General features: G+C 56.6%; 12 protein-coding genes and 1 pseudogene. 12 read left to right on the top strand and 1 reads right to left on the bottom strand.

Annotation, left to right across the window (positions count from 1 at the left end; translation table 11 throughout):
- Window positions 1–111: 111 nt before the first annotated feature.
- Window positions 112–1,029: a methyltransferase domain-containing protein gene (locus AVI_RS10775; protein ID WP_015916392.1), complete on the bottom strand. Its 918-nt coding sequence runs from the start codon at window positions 1,027–1,029 to the stop codon at window positions 112–114.
- A 1,195-nt stretch (window positions 1,030–2,224) separates the two neighbouring features.
- Between AVI_RS10775 and AVI_RS10785 the strand changes: the two genes are divergently transcribed.
- The 12 genes and pseudogenes from AVI_RS10785 to AVI_RS10835 all read left to right on the top strand — a co-directional run bounded on the left by AVI_RS10785 (window position 2,225) and on the right by AVI_RS10835 (window position 20,452).
- Window positions 2,225–3,664 carry a phosphatidylinositol-specific phospholipase C domain-containing protein gene (locus AVI_RS10785; protein ID WP_015916393.1) on the top strand — a complete coding sequence of 480 codons (1,440 nt, stop codon included), beginning with the start codon at window positions 2,225–2,227 and terminating at the stop codon, window positions 3,662–3,664.
- Between the two features lie 61 nt (window positions 3,665–3,725).
- Window positions 3,726–5,681 (top strand): alkaline phosphatase family protein, encoded by a 1,956-nt coding sequence (locus tag AVI_RS10790; RefSeq protein ID WP_015916394.1) that lies wholly within the window; start codon window positions 3,726–3,728, stop codon window positions 5,679–5,681.
- A 525-nt stretch (window positions 5,682–6,206) separates the two neighbouring features.
- The gene (locus AVI_RS10795; protein ID WP_015916395.1) at window positions 6,207–7,076 is read left to right on the top strand and encodes a putative phage abortive infection protein; all 870 of its coding nucleotides are present in this window, start codon (window positions 6,207–6,209) and stop codon (window positions 7,074–7,076) included.
- 58 nt (window positions 7,077–7,134) lie between these two features.
- Window positions 7,135–7,369: pseudogene (locus AVI_RS31420) on the top strand (hypothetical protein); the annotation flags it as partial.
- A 289-nt stretch (window positions 7,370–7,658) separates the two neighbouring features.
- Window positions 7,659–8,069, top strand: coding sequence for a very short patch repair endonuclease (locus AVI_RS10800; protein WP_041696740.1), 411 nt, complete (start codon window positions 7,659–7,661; stop codon window positions 8,067–8,069).
- A complete protein-coding gene (locus AVI_RS10805; RefSeq protein WP_015916397.1) occupies window positions 8,066–9,544 on the top strand; it encodes a DNA cytosine methyltransferase in 1,479 nt (492 codons plus the stop codon). Before AVI_RS10800 ends, AVI_RS10805 begins: the two co-directional genes overlap by 4 nt.
- A gap of 60 nt (window positions 9,545–9,604) precedes the next feature.
- A complete protein-coding gene (locus tag AVI_RS10810; protein ID WP_015916398.1) occupies window positions 9,605–11,089 on the top strand; it encodes an ATP-binding protein in 1,485 nt (494 codons plus the stop codon).
- The gene (locus AVI_RS10815) at window positions 11,082–13,838 is read left to right on the top strand and encodes a Z1 domain-containing protein (RefSeq protein WP_015916399.1); all 2,757 of its coding nucleotides are present in this window, start codon (window positions 11,082–11,084) and stop codon (window positions 13,836–13,838) included. Before AVI_RS10810 ends, AVI_RS10815 begins: the two co-directional genes overlap by 8 nt.
- Complete coding sequence (locus tag AVI_RS10820) at window positions 13,835–14,818, top strand: PD-(D/E)XK motif protein (RefSeq protein WP_015916400.1); 984 nt, start codon at window positions 13,835–13,837, stop codon at window positions 14,816–14,818. Before AVI_RS10815 ends, AVI_RS10820 begins: the two co-directional genes overlap by 4 nt.
- Entirely contained in the window at window positions 14,815–16,914 is a 2,100-nt protein-coding gene (locus AVI_RS10825) for an AIPR family protein (protein WP_015916401.1), read from the top strand. The genes AVI_RS10820 and AVI_RS10825 overlap by 4 nt, the downstream gene beginning before the upstream one ends.
- Before the next feature lie 272 nt (window positions 16,915–17,186).
- Window positions 17,187–17,747, top strand: coding sequence for a hypothetical protein (locus AVI_RS10830; protein WP_139192553.1), 561 nt, complete (start codon window positions 17,187–17,189; stop codon window positions 17,745–17,747).
- A complete protein-coding gene (locus tag AVI_RS10835; protein ID WP_041696744.1) occupies window positions 17,744–20,452 on the top strand; it encodes a hypothetical protein in 2,709 nt (902 codons plus the stop codon). The genes AVI_RS10830 and AVI_RS10835 overlap by 4 nt, the downstream gene beginning before the upstream one ends.
- The last annotated feature ends 533 nt before the right edge of the window (window positions 20,453–20,985 follow it).

Consider the following 20,985-nt stretch of genomic DNA (forward strand, 5'->3'; position numbering starts at 1 on the left):
ATGGTAGAGAACAAAACAAGTTCAATGGTGAAGAAGCATTAGGCGCCGCCCAGCCACAAAAATGGCCAGGGTGCAGGCTTTGTCCGAAGCCATAGCACGACCGGCGCGCGATCATTGACGACGCATGATCTCACGTTTGAGAAACGGTGCATGGCAAAGCAACGCACTGATCGTGCTACGCATTGACGAAGGCCAGCCTTGCAGTCCCCCGGATGGTTGCTTTTCCAGAATGAACAAAAATTCGAAGCCATCCTTGGACAAAAGACCGTCCACATACCGCAATCCGACTGAAGACGCTTTCGCTGCAAGAGCCGCGACATCCTTTACCGTCTCTTCGTCATAGACGTGATAGTGCTGCCTGAGGTCTGCATCGATCCACTCTTGCGCCTGACGTCTTTGTTCGACGGGATCAGACAGCTGAAAGAGCGTTTGCATTATCTCCACATAGTGCTGGAAGTTACGGGCAACCCGACCTTCCGAATCCCTGTAGTCGAGGTCCAGGTGATCACGCCGCGCCGGCACGCGGTCGACATCGTAGCAGTTACAGCGAAAATTGGGCAAGGTAATGAAGAGCTTGCCTCCGTTTTTGACGGTCCTTATCCATTCGCAAAGCCCCCCGACCGGATCGTCGAAATGTTCAAGCACGTGATTGGCGATGATGAAATCCAGTTCCCCATCGGCGTAAACCGAAAGATCGTTTCCGTCGATGACATGCGTCAGCGGAACCAGGTCCTCCGCAGGCAGATGATGGAGCTCGACCAACGTCTTATTGGAAACGACATCGACATATTCGACGTGACAGTTTTCCGCAGTTTTTGTCGGAACCTGCTGCGCACCGAGTTCAATGCCCCGGCCAACGAGATACTTTCTTGCAAAGCGATTTCGAATATCCAGACGATTTTCCATCGAAGAAAACAAAATCATCCTGCTGAATAATGGGCGGGACAAAACATCATCGAGAAACCGACGCACCCAAGGCTTCATAGTATCGTCATCTACTGGCCATACCAGAGCACGTATATCAAACATCTTTCCTCACTACAGCATTAAACGGAAACGTGAGACCAGCTTTCAGGTCAACTCCGACGCGGAAACAAATCATTCCCGTTGAAACGATAGCAGAGAAAAGTTGGAAAATTCCAGCAGATCGAATGGCTTCGCACTGATAATCACAAGCGAACAAACGCAAGTGCAGACACCGCAAAACAGTCTCAATAAAGAAACCATCCAATTCAACGCGATGTTCGTAACATCAGATCTAAGGAAACTAAATCAGAAACATTGAAGTTACTGAAAAAATGGTGGGTGATGTAGGGTTCGAACCTACGACCCGCTGATTAAGAGTCCGGTCGCATCTTCATTGAAAACAACTCGGTATCTGACAATGCTCTGTAAAATTCAGCATGCAATTGCCTAATGTTTCCAATGATGTCAAGTCTGAATTGTAAAATGATTTCCACAGAAATGCCCCTCTGTGGAAACACTGATATCTCCTCTCGAGACTTCATCGCCCGAATAATAGAGCCAGACATAAAGAGCCAGTCCCACCTCTTTCAACAAACTCATTCAAGCATGTTTAGGAGTGGGGCTTTGGGTACTTCAATTCTAATCAGCATCCCGATCACCTTCCTAGTGAGGTAGTGCTGGTTTCTCTATCTTATTGGCATGCTGCCTCTTGATGCCCGGGCAAAATAGATCGCCCGCATGATCGTGATCATCATCGCGTCGTTTCGCTGCTGAAGTACATCGCGGTATTACAAATACAAAAAGCTCCCGACAGGATTCGTCATCAAAATTCAAAATATTCTAATTAATTGATTACAATTAATAAAATTCGATTTCTGCAAAACTAAAACTCTGATTTTGTATCGCAGTTTGTATCTCATTTTGTATCCCCTAAAATGAACTTCTTCAGGCTGAAAATCATCGAGTAATTGTAGCAAATATGACCCGCGAGCCGCCGAATAGCCTAATTAGCGATAGCGGACTGGATCAGATCAAGTGGAACCCCACGGATCATTTCGAAGCGGAACTAAACAGCGCCGCTAAGCGGGAAATTTGCGATAGGCCCTTCTCAAGTCATGAAGGCAATAGGCCTCTATAGGCCTCTAGATTCGTGTTTTTGGCTGAAATTCACTAATTTATTTCAATCCAAGGTATATTATTTATTATAATTCTCGTGTAGGTAAGTAGTGTGGTAATTTTGCTGTAAATGGGAGAGCCTATGACAAGCAAGGGTGTCGAATATTACCTCGTGAACTCCTCTACCTCGAGCCTTCATGCGGAGGCCAAGAACACCAACGGAAGTTGGGCGCTTGCGCCAATCGCTGTCGGCAGCTCGCCGATGATAACCAAAGGCAATTGCCAGATCACCTTGAACTTTGGTCTCAGCCCCTACGGTTCGTTCTCATTCTCAACGACAACGGACCCGGCCCAATCATTCGAGGAAAGCATTAATGCGGTGACGGGTAATACCAGTGGCCCGCTCGACAACATGATGAACACGCCCTCGATTATTGGCCCGGACTTCGCCTTCTCATACGGCATGTTCGATGCTGGAACAGGCAGTGGGACCGGCCTGACCAACCAGGACCAAATTTACGCCTACCTCACCGGATCGCAGCAAAGTTGGATGGGAACACTAGCTTCCACCAATCCCGCCGTAAAAAACGCTCCGTTTGCAAGCTTCGTTCTTCCTGGAGCACATGATGCAGGCATGTTCGACCTGACCCAGGTGAACACACTATGCAATTCGGCGACCGGCGTTGCAGCTCTGGTTGCGGCCTTTCTAGGATGGATTCCAGGTGCCACCATTCTATCAGGTCTTGCAGCAGTCCAATTAAAAGGAGTCATTATTGGCGAAGCGGTCACCCAGAAAGACAACATCCAGACCATGCTCAACCTGGGATGCCGTTATTTCGATTTCAGACCGGGTTACGCGCCTTCGCAAATCAGACCGATCCTGGGCGACATTTATCACATCCATAACGTGATACCTGGTCAACAGTTGGATTCGTTCTTCAAGGACGTGCTGACCTGGCTCGTCGCAAATCCCTCGGAGATCGTTGTAATCAGCCTTGGAACAGCGGGATTTAACGACCACACGACCATGGATCCGAGTGCAGCAACGCTTCAGACCAGATTTGCCGCTGCGCAACAAAGCTCCAATGCGGAATCCATTCAAGTCGGTTCGGCTGGAGATCTCGCAACCAGTTACGCAGATCTGATTCAGGCCAACAAACGATTGTTCTTCCTCAATCAACCGTCATTGAATTGGAACCCGGCGACAAAATACGATTCCTATAGCGACGCGTATGAGACCACAGATCCGCAGGTAATTATGGACGCCTTGAAGGCGATGACAAAGTCCGGGCAAACAAGTGATTACACCGTACTGCAACTTCAGGCTACCGCGACGGGCCAAAACGTCGTCAAAAACGTCATCGCTTTGGCAGATTCGATGAGCAATGCTTACAACCCACTCATGTCCACCAAGCCGATGATGGATTCGAACACTTATCCTTGGCTACTCGAGAATGTCACTGCCTTGTCCGATGCCAACCTCCTCGTGTTGCTCAACGATTTTGTCGACAATGCACTATCGGGTTGCGTCGCCAGTGTACTGACGGCTCAACGCTGTGCAGCCAGTCAATCCTCGAATTGAAACACGGTTCAATTGCTCGGTGCGATGATCATCGCCGACGAGCATATAGGGAGTAATAGACATGACCACACAGCAATATGCGAACATCAGTATCACGAATAATACCGGGCAAGACGCCGATATCGTGCTATTCCATCAGAACAGTAGCAACGGGATCCAACGTGGGAGCTGGGCGGTCGGCGTTGGAGCAACGGCCGGCCCGCTCAAGGTCCTTTTCGAAACCGGCCTCGGTACCCAAGGAATATTGGATTACTGGTCAGTTATGTTATTCGTACGGTCAGGTCCCCAAGCCGGACTCTATGTCAGCAGCGGCTCCGTGACCGATCCATACTGGAAGGAATGCCAACTCCAGCATGCCGACGCGAGCCAGTCGATCACCCTTTCAGTCGACACATCGACGTTCAACGTGGCGCTCAAGTCCAGCGGCTGCACAAACGGCATGACGCGCCTCACTCCCGCTGTGGCCAAGCCCATCAGCCATGTGTTCGTAGTAATGCTGGAAAACCATTCCTTCGATAATATGCTCGCGATGTCGGGCATTCCGGGTATTACCGCCGCAACCGCGGCTAATTACAATGAATATAACGGGACGACTTATCACGTTCAGTCGGGCGCACCGCTGAGCATGCCGACCGATCCGGGGCATGAATTCGATGATGTCGTCACGCAACTGGCGGGTCCCGGTGCGACCTTCGAGAGCGGCCAGGCCTATCCTGCGATCGATAATTCCGGTTTCGCCGCAAGCTATGCCACGTCAACTACCGAAGATCCCCATATACCTCCGGCAGCGAACCAGATTCAATATATCATGAACGCTTTCGACACGCCGACGCAGCTCCCAGTTTTGGGGTGGCTGGCGTCACAGTTTGGCGTTTGCGATCACTGGTATTCGTCGCTACCCGGACCCACGTGGCCGAACCGTTTCTTTCTCCACGGCGCTTCGTCCTCCGGCTTCGACGATAGCCCCGGTTCCGCTCAAATGGCGGGTTGGGAACTCCCTGGTCTCGGGTTTAAGTACCCCAACGGATCCATCTACCAACGCTTGGCATCGCAAGGAATCCCCTATCGTTTCTACAGAGACGCCAATTCGTCACATCTTAGCCTCTACAGCGACGATCCCGCAGCCGGCTCCATTCTAGGCTCAGTCCCGCAAGTATCATCGCTATCCGGCGTGACGTTGGGGGATTTTAACTCCTTGCAGAATTTTGCAGCTGATCTGCAGGGGCCTTATCCTTATCCCTATACGTTCATCGAACCCCACTATGGAGATATCACAGGCGGGACCTATCAAGGCGGCTCCTCGCAACATCCGATGGATGATCCATACGGCGGCGAGCATCTACTCGCCGCCGTATATTCGGCAATCCGAAACTCGCCCTATTGGGACACCAGCTTGTTGGTCGTCATCTACGACGAACATGGCGGATACTACGACTCCGTCAGCCCTGAGAATGGAACAGCGACTGCGCCCGGTGATAATCCAAACTACGGCTACAACACCCATGGATTCGATTTTACGACACTGGGAGTACGTGTGCCCGCGGTACTAGTCTCACCGCTCATCCCGCAGGGCACGGTCGACCATAACACCTACGATCATTCTTCCGTGCCTAAGCTATTGGAAGATCTTTGGGGCCTTGCGCCGCTTACAAATCGTGATGCAGCAGCAAACTCCCCGCTCGGAAACATCAGTTTGACTTCTGCGCGAACTTTGCAGGCGCCTCCAGCCCCGATCCCCTCAGCCAATTCCATCGGGCAGGTGCGGACCGTCGCAGAAAGAGCGATTACATTGGGGCAAAACCTTCCCGAACGTGGCAACCTCGCGGGTACAGTTGCCACTTTGCGAAAAGCCGACGCCGAACTTTCCGACCAGTCACCCACTGCTATAGCAGCTATTCAGGCGAAGGCAGCCACCATCCGGACACGTGGTGACGCGGAAGCTTATGCGGCCGAGGTTCTGGCAAAACTTGACGCCGCCCAAGCGCAGCGACGCATAATCAGGCGCGGGCGGCATTAGTCGACAGACATGGCCATTTTCCTTAATTAGAGAAGCTTCGGTCGCAGCGCCTACTTATGAACACCAAGCTGCGGCCGCATCCTATAAGCCACCGCATTTCGGAAGCGCTTCTCCACCAACCGCGATGCGGGCGCTTCGCATCCTAGTCGCGCGACTAAACCCTTTTGTTGGAAGTGTTTTCCGTGGCGCATCTGGACATAAAGTGCCTTGAACCAATTCGAACCTACGGCCTGTATGCCACCGATCGTAAGCCATAGAGATTATTGCTCTTTACGTTCAGCGTGTCGATATACTGGTCCGACCCAAAAATGTCGCGTGGGGTGACAACCGGTTCGGCTTTTCCCTGCAGGTACTTATCGCGTTGGCCAGCCAGCAGGCGAAATCCTCGTCGCAATCGGCTAGTTGACAACAACGCCTGACAGGTCGAACAACGCTGGGCGGCCAGCCATAAGTTCAGCTCTTCCACACCACTTGTTGACATCACACCCGAAAATGCTTCCGATGCGGATGGGGCATGGGGGCGATATGCGCAAATTGATATGTGGACTGATCGTCGGTCTGGTTGTTATGGCCGTGCTTTGGTGGGTGTGGGCGAACAACAGCGCCACTTTCGCTAAATGGGCAATCGGAGGTGAAAAAGACATTGTAAAGGCTGGGTCTTGGGGCGACAGCTTCGGTGCTTTTAGCGCGTTTTTTGGTGCGGTAGGTTTCGCGGGCGTTATTGTGACACTGATCCAGCAGGGAGCTGTCATCAAACGGCAGCAGGATGAAGTCCACAAACAGCGCTTCGAGGGGACCTATTTTGAGCTGCTGGATATGCTGCGGGCAGCCCGTGCCGAAGTTCGGTTCAGGCAAAGTGACGAGTATCGGGTGTCACGCGGTTACAAGCGCAAGAAGGGCGAGTTACATGAAGGTTCTGCCGCTTTCCGCGCAGCAATGTTCGAGTTCAGATTTTGGCTACGCGAGAACGCGACATCTGAAGACCGCGAGCGCGCGAAAGTAGAGCTGGGCAAACTTTATCAGGAATGCATCCATCAGAGATATGAAAGTACGTTCGGCCCATACTTTCGGCTGCTCTACACAATCCTGTGGCGTCTGAAGCAGGACGATAAGTTGGAGCCCGAAGAGCGCCGTCGTTATAGCAACCTGCTTCGCGCTCATCTGACATCATTTGAGATCGGACTGGCAGGCTTCAACGGCCTGATGGAACAGGCAAAGAACCTAGACGAACTCCTGACCGAATTTCGGATGCTCAAATATTACCCCACTGGAGAAATTCGGGACCTTCTTGTCAAGGTTTACCGACCAAAGGCTTTCCAAGGAAGGAATACGAAAGAAAGTGGACAAGATATTCTTGAAATCGATCCGCTAGAACAGGACGAGCAGCCGAACTAATCCAAGACTGGTCCTGTTCAGCATATTTGCCATCCGAATAGTCGAGATATTTTCTTCGGACCTTCTGTCCGATGTCGTCGACGCGCCGCCGCGTCTTGCGATGGAGATGGCAGACCTGATCCGGTTCAAAACCTCGATGCGGACGGAGATAGGCTTGCGGAATGGGGTGCGGGTGAAGAGACGAACTCACAGACAATCGAACACCTCAGCTTGACGTCCGGCGCGCTGGCCGTCTCCCCATCTGGCATTGTCAAAAGTCGCGGCGCCCTCTTAGTCAACTGAGATTTGGCCTTTCGAACGATTCCCGCGCGCGCTGACAATCTCGCCACAACTTGACCTGACTTGCGATATCGGTCTGGATTCTCTGAAAGAATATGGGGTAGTCGAGCACCCGGAACTGCTGAGGCACTTCATGACCCCACCGTGCTAGCACACCATAACCGCAATTAGTTCTCATCGAGCGCCGCTACCCGCAGAGGAACGGGAAGATGAAACTGGTGAAATGCTTATGGAAATTTGCATCTTACGCTAGTATCAGCCTTTCGATTCAGTTAGAAAGTGTCAGGCAGTCAGGAAACGCTGATGGATATTGTCACGAAGGAGCAGCGCTCCGAAATCATGTCCCGGATCAGAGGACGCGATACCAGGCCGGAAATGCTGGTGCGCCGCACTGCCCACGCGCTTGGTTACCGTTACCGTCTTCATGCGAAAGATCTGCCGGGGAGGCCGGACCTGGTTTTCCCGAAAAAGCGGATCGCGCTTTTCGTTCACGGGTGTTTCTGGCACCGGCATCCCGGTTGCAGGCTGGCCTACACGCCGAAATCGAATCAGCAGTTTTGGCAGAGCAAGTTTGATCGAAATGTAGAACGCGACGGTGAGGTCATTGCCGGTCTGCGGGCTCTTGGCTGGAAACCGCAGATAATATGGGAGTGCCAGACCAGGAAGCCTGGGTTGGATGACGATCTGCGCATGGTGGTGGAGAATTGCCCATGACCTCTGCGATCCGTCTCGCCAAGCTGCAGCGGCTGACGCGGAGCGAACCACTGCGCGTTCTCGAGCTCTGCTCGGGCTGTGGCGGCATGTCTCTGGGCCTTCATGCCGCAGGTCTTCAGCTTGTCGGTCACGTGGAGCAGGACCCCACTGCTTCTGCCACCTATGCGCGCAACTTCTTGCCGCCGGAAGATGTTGACGCAGGTCAGTGGCAGAAGCCTCGCGACATGGTGGAGTGCAGCCCCGAGGAGCTTGCGAAGGATCTTGGCCTTCCCGATGCTTCGGGTGCGTTCGACGTGCTCGCTGCTGGGCTGCCCTGTCAGGCTTTTGCGCGCATCGGCAGGTCCAAGCTCCGTTCTGTTGCCGGAGACGACGACGCTTATCGCAATGATCCCAGGGCACGCCTCTATCGCCGATTTCTGGAATACGTGACCGCGGTTCAACCAGTCGTAATCGTAATTGAAAACGTGCCGGACATTCTTAATTTCGGTGGACACAACGTTCCTGAAGAGATCTGCGAAACACTCGACGGCCTTGGCTACGAAACAAGCTACACGCTGCTCAATTCCGCCTTCTATGGCGTTCCGCAGATGCGGGAACGTCTGTTTCTGATCGCCTATGACCGGTCGCTGGGCGTAACGCCGACGTTCCCGCATCCATCTCACGCGGCGGAGCTGCCTTCCGGCTACGATGGTGCGCGGGCGGTTGCCTTGAAGTTCATTCCCGAAACGGGGTCGCATTTCCATCCGATCCCAGTGCCTGCTGAGGACCTTCCGGGCGCCGTATCAACACGAGCAGCACTGTCAGATCTGCCGTTCATTTCGGAGCATTTCCGGGATCCGGGTAGCATGCGACGACGCAAGCTGGGCGAACAGCTCTCCTATCGGTCAGCAGAAATTTCCGGTTATGCGCGCCGCATGCGGGAGTGGCCAGGATTTGAATCACCGGAAACCACGGATGGCCACCTTGTTCGTCTGACCCCGCGCGATTTTCCAATCTTCCGTCGCATGCCATCGGGAGCGGACTATCCGCGTGCACTCGGCATTGCGGAACAGATCTTCGAAGAAGCACTTCTGAAAATCGCTGTCCGACCACCTAACGGCAGCGAGGAATGGAATGATCTGCGCGCAAGGCATGTCCCTCCATATGATCCTGGCAAGTTCCCCAACAAATGGTGGAAGCTGGAGCCAACCTCACCTTCCCGCACATTGACAGCACACCTCGGCAAGGACAGCTATTCTCACATTCACTGGGACAGCCGGCAGCAGCGCACGATTTCGGTGCGGGAAGCGGCGCGTCTTCAGTCATTCCCCGATGGCTTCCGTTTCGCCGGCGCGATGAATGCGGGCTTCAGACAGATCGGAAACGCAGTTCCGCCGATGCTCGCACTCGCCATCGGGCAGCACATGCGCCATGAAATCGAGGATGCTCTCCGGCTTCGTGAGTCCGGTGAAGGGAACCAGGGGAAGGCTGCCTAACAGGAGCTCTGACGGGGCTCCTGGATAGAAAGCAGATGACGCGCAGAACCGGGGGGGCAGATGACGTCTATCGAGATACCGCCGCATGCAGGCGCGCTGCTGAAATCACTGCGCGGTCTCGGCTATTCACCTGAGACCGCCCTCGCCGATCTGATCGACAACTCGATTTCCGCCGGAGCGGATCATGTTGAGCTCAGCATAGACTGGAACGAGGGAAATCCTCGCATCGGGTTGCTCGACGACGGCCTGGGGATGACCCGTGGTGAGCTCGAAGATGCCATGCGTTTCGGGGGCGACATGGACATTGAACGAGGGCCGGACGATCTTGGCCGTTTTGGTCTCGGCATGAAGACAGCCTCCCTGTCGCAATGCCAGCGACTGACCGTAGTGAGCCGGAAGGCTGGGCACGAGTGCAGCATGTGCTGGGATGTCGCCAAGGTGGTCGCTTCCAGGACCTGGAGCGTCGACATGGACACGCGCCCAGATCCCTTCGATCATCTGAGCATCCCTTCACATGGAGATGGCACTCTTATCGCACTCGAACGAATGGATGAGCTCGGAGGCCTGTTTGGCCTGGACAAGGAAGGGTTCTTCGCCAAGGTCCGCGACGTCCGTGATCATTTTGCAATGGTGTTCCATCGCTTTCTCGACGGTGATGCACGCCGCGTCCGCATCACCATCAATGGAAGGGCGGTTGTCGGATGGGACCCGATGCTGCGCACACATCCCGCCACGCGCTCGCTTGGAGCAGGTCAGATGGGGTCTGGAGCACTGGCGGTACGGGTATCGCCTTTTGTGATGCCGCATCGCGACAGGTTTGCCAATGAAGCCGAATTCGCGGCTGGTGGTGGTCCTGGCGGCTGGGCAGAACGTCAGGGCTTCTATGTTTATCGTGCCAGTCGGCTTGTCGTCGCCGGCAGCTGGCTTGGTCTCGGCGGTCATCGTGAGTGGACGAAGGATGAGAGCAGTCGCCTGGCGCGGATCACCATAGACCTGCCGCAGAGCGCAGATTCCCAGTGGCGCATCGACGTCCGCAAGGCCCGCGCACGGCCGCCAGCGGCGTTGCGCGCTCGTCTGTCTGCGCTGGGCGGACAGTGCCGGGAACGAGCCCGTGAGGTCTTTGCCTGGCGCGGTGGGCAGGTCTGGGCTCCGGCGCAGAGAAAGGATGCGGAGACAGCAATCTGGAACGAGGAGCACCGCTCGGGGAAGCGGCGATACCGGATCAATCGCGAACATCCGGTGATCGCTCAGCTGCTCAGTTCTGATGCGGCTACAAAGCGGCTGATGCGCACCGCCATCACCCTGATTGAACGTTCGGTTCCGGTCGAGCGAATCTGGCTGGACATCTCGGAGAATGTCGAGGCTGCCAGCAGTCCGGAAGCCATTGACGCTCTTCTGATCGATGATCTTGTCACCGCCATTCGCAATACGCGCGGAAGTCGCAGCACCGAGGAAGTTCTCGACACTCTGCTCCGCTCGCTGCGCCTCGATGGCCCTGACCTGAGGAAGGCCATTCTGGCAAGGCTGGAATCGACCGATGAGTGACGGCGCGCTGCAGACGTTGACCAACATGGCCCGCCAGCTGCTGACGTCAACGGACGAGCGGCCCGAGGATCGTGCGGCGATCCGCGAGACTGTTATTTCGGTGATGCCGGTGGTCGCCCGCCGGACCAGTCACGAATTCAACGATGAGGAGATCGAAAGCGTCGTAAGGCTGCTTGAAGGCGCTTATGTCGTTCAGCAGGGCCATGCCGTCGCCGTCGTGGATCGCGACGTTCCCCGCGAGTGGTACATGGGCGAGAGACGGCGGCCCGGTCCCTTCATGAGCCGATATCTTCAGAAGCTGCAGGAAGATCAGTGGCCTGTCCGCACGGTTGAAGAACTGCGGGACAGCACTGCGCGGGTCGTTGAACTGCTTGACGACCCGCAGCGTGACGGCCCGTGGAGCTGGCGAGGTCTGGTGGTCGGTGACGTACAGTCAGGCAAGACCGCGCATTATGCCGGACTCATAAATCGTTGCGTCGACGCAGGGTATCGGGTCATCATCGTTCTTGCAGGCATGCACAATCTGCTGCGACTCCAGACGCAGATGAGGCTGGAGCTCGATTTTCTCGGCTATGACACGAGGCCTGACGAGAGCGATGCCGGCCGCATGAAGGCGATCGGCGTCGGGCTCATCCCTCCCGCGATGACCGCCGGCAGCCTGACGCTTGCGTCCGCCAACGGAGATTTCAACATTGCCTTCGCGAGGCAGGCGAACTTCGCGCCCCTTGACCAGCCTTGTCTGTTTGTCGTGAAGAAGAACGCGACGATTCTGCGCAATCTGAACAGCTGGATCGCAAAGCTGCCCGAAGAGTTTCGGCGCGCACCGCTTCTACTTGTCGATGACGAGGCCGATCAGGCGTCGATCGATACGAAGGATCAGCCGACTCTGCCGGACGGGACGTTTGACGAGGACTACGATCCTACCCGGATCAATGGCGAGATACGCAGACTTCTCGGCGCGTTCAAACGCTCGGCCTATGTCGCCTATACAGCGACGCCGTTCGCAAACATCCTGATTCACGATGCTCGCGCCGCCGACAGGTACGGCCTTGATCTGTTTCCGTCCACTTTCATCTTTGCGCTTACGCCGCCGGACGACTATTTCGGACCGTCAGCCGTCTTTGGCACCAATAGCGACATAGGAAATACTGGCCTCCCGCTGGTGCGGCATGTCGACCAGGTGCGGGAACGCTGGATACCCGATCCGCACGATCGATTTCTGCGCCCGCGATACGAAGGCGAACGGCAGCCACCCCCATCGCTGAAGGAAGCCGTCAGTGCATTTGTCCTCGCCTGCGCTGTCCGAGCTGCCCGCGGCCGGCCGGACGCCCATTGCTCGATGCTCATTCACGTCTCGCGCTTTGTTGACGTCCATGGTGAGGTTCATGCTCAGGTCGAGCGCTATCTCGACGATCTCAGGGCCCGGATTTCCGGCAGTGATGCCGAAACCCTCTTCGAACTGGAGACCCTCTGGCGCGAGGATTTCGTTCCGACCTCTGCAGCAATTTCGGGCACCGTCTTTGATCGCGGAACGAGAACGGTCACCTGGGATGAAATCAGGGCCGTGCTGTCGGATTCGAGTGACAAGATACAGGTGATCGTAGCAAACGGCCGGTCGAAAAGCGTTCTCGACTACGGGCGATACAAGGAGACCGGCCTTTCGGTGATCGCCATCGGCGGCGACAAGCTCTCGCGCGGCCTGACGCTCGAAGGTCTTGTCGTCAGCTACTTCCTGCGCATCAGCAAGCAGTACGACAGTCTGCTCCAGATGGGCCGGTGGTTCGGCTACCGTCGAGGCTTCGCTGACATCTGCAGGCTTTATACCACTCCCGACATGGAGGACTGGTTCCGTCATATCGCGACGGCTAGTCAGGAACTCCGCACCGAGCTCGTGCACATGCGTCTCATGCTCCAGACGCCCAGGGACTACGGCCTGCGTGTGCAATCGCACAGCGTCATGAATGTCACGGCCGCCAACAAGCAGCGGCACGCGGTCGAAAGACACACTGGATTCGCAGGCGAGGGCAAGATCCAGACGGTGATGTATACCGAACGACGGCTTCTTGAACAGAATGCGGCGGCGACCGACGCCTTTCTCGATCAGCTGGATGCACCGGATGTGGATGTGAGGCGGCCTGGAACGGGAGGAACAGCATCCGGTCTCCTCTGGCGGAATGTCCCGGGAGAGCGGGTGGCGGCCTATCTTCGAAATCTCAGCTTCCCGCCGGGGAACCGCGAGATCGAATCCCACCAGCTTGCAGGGTACGTCGAAGAACAGCTTCGTCAGTCGCCCTCCGAACTCTCCAGCTGGACAGTCCATGTTCCGTCAGGTGACGGCCGTGATGTGACCATTGCCGGTCATGCGATTAGAAGCACGATCCGTCGCCCGCTAGCCAGCCGGCAGACCGCTGGACGCTATATCGTGCGATCAATCCTGAATCCGCCTGACGAAGCCATCGATCTGTCAGACGACGAGTACGCGGCAGCGCTGGGAGAAACCAACCGCATCCGTGAGGCGTCCGGGCTGGCCCGTGCGACGCGACCGGCGGGTCCGGAAATCCGGCGGGTTCGCGGGCGGCATCCGCAGAAGGGTCTGCTCCTTCTTTATCCGCTGGACCCCGACACGCCCGGAATGATCGAGGGCGATCAGGCCGTCATCGGCGTGATGATCAGCTTTCCGACCAGCGCCAGCGCTAGCCGAAAGCTTTATCTCGAAAATACCGTCATGCAGAAGGAGCGGGATCGTTGATTGCCACTCCTGCCGATATCGAAGCACTCTGGACCAGGCTTTCGCTCGCTGGAAGAGGATCCAGACAGTTCGTCACGCTGCGTATCGACAGCAGCGGATCACTCGACGTCCATGCCGCATTACGGATGCTTGACGGCGCGCCATGCCTGCTCTTCGAGCTGTCAGCGGATGATCCAGTCCGGAGCCTTGAGTTCGAAGCTGGAGGAATGCGCTGCTCCCGGACCATGCTTGAGGTCGGGCCAGCGCTCACCCTGTCTCTTGAAGACGAAGCCAAGCGGGACCTTTTTGCCAGCTTGTGCGCCGATGTCATCGCCTATGCCGCCTCAGAAACTGCGGAGCACTCGATCAGAGCGGTCGTCGCGAGACTGGAGGCCTGGCAGGCATTTCTCAGGTCCACCACCGGCAGCCTGTCGCGCAGCGAGACGGTTGGACTGATGGGTGAGCTCCACATCCTCAAGTCAATCCTCGAAAAGGACGCTGCGCTGCTGGAGACATGGCGCGCCCCTGATGACGGACTTCATGATTTCGAACATCTTGGAATGGCGCTTGAAGTGAAGACGACACTGGGCGCAGGCTCCCGGATCGCTATCGCCAACCTCGACCAGCTGGATGATGTCGGCCTTGAGCGTCTTGCTCTCGTTCATCTGCGCCTGCACCAAACTCCGGACGGCCAGTGCCTTGAGGAACTGACCGCAGCCATTTCATCGATCCTCAGGTATCCGGAAGCCAAGCGGCAGTTTTCGAGTGCTCTTCTGCGACGAGGCCTCAGCCCGGAAGACTGGCGGGCACTTTCGAGCATCCGGGCCGCGATAAGTCAGACGCATGTGCATTTCGTCGATGACGGTTTTCCGCGGCTGGTGCGGCGGTCGGTATCGCCCTCGATTACCGAGGCCAGCTATGTCCTCGAGCTCTCCCATTTCGCCTCGACGTCAGAGCCGCTTGCCGTGGTTCTGGACGACTTCACTACGAGACACCAATGACTGAAGACCCATTGAATACGTTCGCCACTGAACTTGCGTCCGAGATTGAGGAGATCGTCATTGGTGCTGATGCGCCGACGCTGTTTTCCGGTGAGATGTTCACGAAACTCATCCTGGAACGGCTTGAGGAGGCGGAACGGCTCGAGGAAGCGTTCGATCTCTACCAGGAAGGGCACACCGGCCGAGCAAGCTACCGTATCGACGGGTATGCAATCGACGAGGACCGCGAGGTTCTCGAGCTTTTCACGACGATCCACACCGGCGAAATTCCGCCAGTGAGGCTGCCGATGGCGGACGTGCGAAACGCGTTCGAGCGCGCATTGAGGTTTGCTCGTGCATCGATGGACGGGCTGGCTGACAAGCTTGAACCTTCGAACACTGATGCGAGCGATCTTGCGAGGAGGATTGAGCGCGAGGCATCCCGGATCTCGACGATCAGGCTTACGCTGCTCACGGATCAGCTGACAGGTCCAGCACTGCCAGAGAACGAAGAGTGGTCTGGGCGGGTGATCGAACATGATGCCTTCGATATCGCCCGCCTGCACCGGATCCTTGGTGAGGGCGAGACCCGATCAGATATTGCCGTCGATCTCAGGCACCTTGCGGGTCGCTGCCTGCCATGCCTTCCGGTCAGGCCCGAAGCGGGGGGCTACGAAGCCTATCTTACGGTGCTTCCGGGGGAAGTTCTTTCAAGCATCTATCAGTCCTATGGGGTCAGGCTGCTTGAACTCAATGTTCGCGCCTTTCTGGGCATACAGGGTCGCAAGAGCGTCAACGCGGAACTTCGAAAGACGATATCCGATCAGCCATCGATGTTCATGGCCTTCAATAATGGTCTTGTCGCGACCGTCGACGAAATCGTGTTCGAGAATGATCAGCAGGGACAGACACTCATTTCCGGTCTAAAGGGCCTCCAGATCGTCAACGGCGGCCAGACCACGGCTTCGCTCCATCGGGCAAGATTCAAGGATCGACTGTCGCTCCAGGGCGTTGAAGTCCCGGTGAAGATCATCAAGGTTACCGATGGTGATCTGGCAGAGATGGTTAGCTCCGTTTCACGCGCAGCGAATCGGCAGAATACCGTCCAGCAGGCCGACTTCTCGTCAAATGACCCCTTTCATCAGCGCGTTGAAGAACTTGCGAACAATACGTGGCTTGAAAGTGGCAAGGGCCGCTGGTTCTACGAGCGCGCCCGCGGCTCCTATCTGGCGGCCGAGCAGAAGGCGTCCTATCGTGCGCGCGACGACAAGATCTTTCGGATCCACACCCCGCGCACGCGGCGCCTCAGTAAACTTGATCTGGCGCGCTATCTGAATGCCTGGGGCGACCTTCCCTTCCGGGTCTGCCTTGGCGGACAGAAGAACTTTCAACATTTCATGCAGCGCCTCAAGGACAGGTCGGCTCCGCTGCCCGACGAAGCCTGGTTCCGGCGCCTTGTAGCAATCGGCGTCATCTACAGGGCGTCTGAACGGGTCGTGCGGCAGATGGGGTTTCCGGCGTTCCGTTCGCAGATCGTTGCCTATCTTGTCGCTTCGCTCTCGTTGCGGACAGGTGGAAGGGTCGATTTCGAAACTATCTGGCGTCGGCAGGCGATCTCTGTTGAACTGGAAGATCTTCTCCGTTCCTGGGCACCGCACGTCAACGACGTCCTTCGCTCCACTGCTGGTGAACGAAACCCGGGCGAGTGGTTCAAGCGGGAGGAATGCTGGCACGCTTTCAGAGACAACCCTCCCCAGCTGTCGGACCCGATGCCGCCCGAGCTCGCCCATTCTTCTGCCGAACTTGGCCAATCTCTGGGCCGCGCCTTGTCACAGGCGCAGACGTTCACGTCCGAAGATCTTGAGCGGATACAGGACTGCATGGTGATCGACAGTGCGACCTTGCTGCAGGCCGCGGAGCTTGGCCAGCGACACCGGGTTCTCCACTGGAAGACCGCTGGCATCCTGAGAACAATTGCCGGCTATGCGGCTGGCGGCTGGGAGAAGAAGCCGTCGGCAAAGCAGGCGAAGTTTGCACTGGAGGCTCTCAGATCGGTACAGGATGCCGGGCTTCTTGGAGCTGGCAGTTCTGAGAGAGGGGAGGCCAGAGGGCAATGAAAAGACCGAAAGGAAAGCCGCGATTCAGAGGTGGCATGCCTCGGAGGGACAATGTGAGATACGATCGGCAGCTGATCGAGCGCTCATCCCCGGGCGCGCTTCCAGCCGTGCTCCCTCTTGCCCACGTGACGGCCGCCTGGTTGGCGAAGGAGATTGTCCGGGACCGAACCTTTGCTACGAAGTGGTGTGACGTGTTCGAAAAGGAGCTGCTGTACTTCTTCGTGCTTCGGCCAGCCTACAGATCAAGATATGGCGACCAGGAATCCCATCAGTTGACCCGTTTTCCTGTCGTCTTCATCGTCAAGCCGTCTGCCATCCCCTCGCCCGCTCACGTCTACCCCTTCGATACCGGTGCTGCCGCCAAGGGTGCGTTCACAAAGCAGGCGGATCCTCTGGTCTTTCTCGAAGACTATGCGGTGGCCGCGAGCCACGCGGGAGCTGCTGGTCATGTAGGCTGGGCGTTTGCCTCCCTCAGTTCCTACTACCAGGGTGATCTGAGGCAGAACATTCTCGAAGATGTACCGCTGAGCGAAAGCGTGACCCGGGGATATGTCGATGTCGCGCGCATGGGCATCGAAGGCAGCAACCAGCACGACAAGCGAGCATCGACGGTTGAGATCGCCTCCAGCCACAATGTGCCTCTCCAGGACAATATCGAGCTTGTGATCTTTCCCAAGCAATATCTGGAGGGCAGTACGCTCTACGACGAAGTCGTCGCTCTGGGTGCGGAGGTGGAACTGTATGACTGGCAGCCCAACAAGGCGCCGGATGAGTTTCAGGAGGAGGTCATGAACATTGCGAAGGCGTGGTACGCCCGGAAAGGGATACTTTGACGTCTTCCGATCTCCCAGACAGGCTCTACCTCTCCGGCTATGTCCGGCTTTCGAACACCGGGTTCGCGCTTCCAGCCTATCAGGTTAAGCCAGGAACCAACGCCTGGTATGCGGCTCTTCCGTCGGTAAGCGGCGACCATGTCTCCGAGATCACCGGATTCGAACTGCTCAAAGAGGGAAAAGTCGAACCGTTTGACACTGGTATTCTTGCTGGGCCGGGCGATGCCTGGCGTGACATCTTCCTCTGGGCTGAGCGTGCCTACGCTGGCAGGCCTGCCGAAATTCATGCTGCACTTGAAGAGTTTCGGGAGGATCTTCTCGAGGTAGCGCCCTTGTCATGGCTTGATCTCGCGCTTCCCGCCGAAGCACGCGATACTGACAGGATCGCGACGGTTGTTCAGGCATTCCTTGAGGAAAAGCTGGGCAAGGACCGAGGCATGGCACACTATGTCAGTCTTGTGGTTCGACCGGGAATCCTGATCGAGCTTCGCAAGGCCATCCTCCTCGATCCAACAAGCGAAGGAACGCTCTCTCTCGATGGATTGAGCGTCAAGCCACATGGCCGGTCATCATTCGAGATCGCGATCGCGTCCGGCCTGTCGAGATCGTTCGATCCCGCCAGTGCTGAGGACTTCAGGCAGGCTGTTGAAACATTTGCCGGTCGGCTTGGCACTACCGTCGACGTCAAGGGCCTCGAGGCTGTGCTCGGCGCCAGGATCGCCGGCCCGGAAACCATGCTCGCGCCCCCCGCCAGCCGCATTTCAAGCCGGCTCACACGTAGGGATGCACCGAATGTCCTCATCATAGCGGCGGATCCTCGCGCTCAGGCAATAAGCCGTCACCTGGAGCCACCGCCGAGCATTCAATTCAATTCCGGTACAGTGTGGGAAGGGGACTATCGTGTAAAGCGCAGCCGCGATCTCACAAGTCTTTCTGCTCCGGGAGACGGCGTCATCCTCATCGTTGACACTGTCGCGGCCGGCAATTGGCCGAAGTCGCTGTCAGGATTTGGTGTCATCATCTGGCTGGCGGGTAACGAAGCGCTGTCTGACGACCGTGTCAGCCGCATCTCCGAGCTTGTGCGCCGCCGGGAAGAGTCTCTTTTCCTTATCGCCCCGGCCCCACCGTCCGATGCCCCCTCCATCATCATGGAGCAGAGAAGCCGCCTTGAGCAGATCCTGGGTCAGGCCAGCGCCGTGATCGATACCACACTCGCGCGTTCTCCGTTCTGGACGGGACAGACGAGACGGTCGATCGATCGCCGGATGGCCGACATGGTTGCAACAGTCGGTGTCCTGGCTGCTTCTGCCGATGACGTCAGAGAGGATATGGTCAAACGGGGCCATTCCAGACAGGTTCATGCCGTGTCCCTGTCGATTGGCGAGCGCCGCTCTGGCTATGAAATGGCGTCGGAACTCAACGCGACAGGCCTCAGAGGCATGCAGGCAGATCGCAGGATGAGCAGCCGGTACCGGTTCGAAATCGCTGAGAAGGGAATCGGCGCCGTCCGCAATGCGATTGTTGACATCACACCGCTAGTGACGGATTTCGAGCGTTTCGGGGAGGCAACGTTTCTGGAGATTGTCGGGAGGAGAGAAAGCTGGTTCGACAAGTCGCTGATCACAGGCGTTTCCGACAGACTGATGGAAAGCCTGGACGCGCGCGCCTTGTCGGTTGGTCTGAAGGATCGCGATGGTACACCGTTAATGGTGCTCACTGCGGAAGCGCCACGTCTCGCTGCAATCCGTGAAGCGCACAGGTCGGGTCTTTCGATTGCTCGCTACACCGACATTGGTGCAATACGCTCAGCGGCCATTGATGGAAAACGATTGGAGCTCCCGGGAGAAATGCGCCTCGGCAAGCTTTTTCGCCTACCACAGAACCAGGGGCTGGTGACACGTGGACTGGATACGCGAGACGTGGTGCGTGTGGACGAGCGCGACTGGCTGGATATTCGATCTTCCGGGACTTCCGGTCTCGATTCTCAGGCCCGTCTATATCGGCCCAACGCAAGAAGTCGAGACGACGGCCGCGAAATCGCAATCCCGGTGGCCGCTGTCTGGGATGGCATCCGAGGCCGTGATCCCGTTGCGCTGCAGCTGTTCGAGCGGTTTCCTGAACTGCGGGAACGAGCTGAACTAGGTGGAAAGCGACCATCTGACTTGGTGGCTGCCTGGACCACGCCATCCCGTGCTGCGGAGCGATGGGTTATTGAAGATGGCCGGATTCCCGCTGAAGCAGGATTGCTTCGAGAGGGAGAAGTTCCGGCACAACGACTGTTTTTTATCGACGGCGATGAGGCGGTTCCCTGTTTCGTCTTTTCGCGGTTGTTCGCAGTCTGGGCAAAATCACTGCTTCCAGCATCCACCAGCTGGGCTTCCAGGTTTCAGGTCAGCAGAACGTTTGATGCTTTTCCTTTTCCGCTGTGCTTTCGGATTGAGCGCCCGTCTGAGGGGCAGCCGCAGTTACGATTTTCCAAAGGACATCGACGGCTTGCGGAGCTGGGTCATCGACTGCGGTACGAGTTCATGGATGACGGTCGGCGGCCAGCTACACGAGGGGTCGAGGATGAAAGAGTCGGTCAGCAGATGGAGTTGCTTGAAGAGTTGGACGAAATTCTTCTCGGCGAAATGGGTATGCCGCTGCGGGCAAGCAACCTTGACATCCTCGAAGCGCTCTTGGAGCGGAATCGAGCGCGCCTGTAGCACAGAACCGCGCTGACGCGCTGCTCTTATCCTCGCGAGAACCCTAACCGACGAGATGGTCGGGACGTGAACTAATTTGCCCGATTGTGGCGCTCTCAAAGGCAATGCTGAAAGCATAGTGCAATGCGGGGGCTGATCGCTCGGCGTGACCTATTATTCAATGACGCCGAGTGACGTCGACACCGTTTGGACCAGTCTGGGAGCAAATTGCGAGGCAAATATACTGACGTATGGTAAACAGGGCTACGGCGTATACCTTCCTATTGCGGCATACAAAGCGGACACGGTAAACATCAAAACCACGACTGATGGCGGGTACGATGCGTACTGCGACGTTGAAACTCGGTAAGTCAAGCCCGGCTTTACAATTTCAGACACCAACACCTCTTCGACAGAGGTCTCCGGCAAGAACTTCTTCTACAAGGTTGTTCCATTGAACTGATCGCCGCCATCGACCGGTTGCGGACTGATATATCAATGACGCGCCTATTGCCCGATCCTTCGTCGTCGGGGCACACTCCAGTTCGACAAAA

The organism is Allorhizobium ampelinum S4 (assembly GCF_000016285.1).
In the GTDB taxonomy this organism is placed as follows: Bacteria; Pseudomonadota; Alphaproteobacteria; order Rhizobiales; family Rhizobiaceae; genus Allorhizobium; species Allorhizobium ampelinum.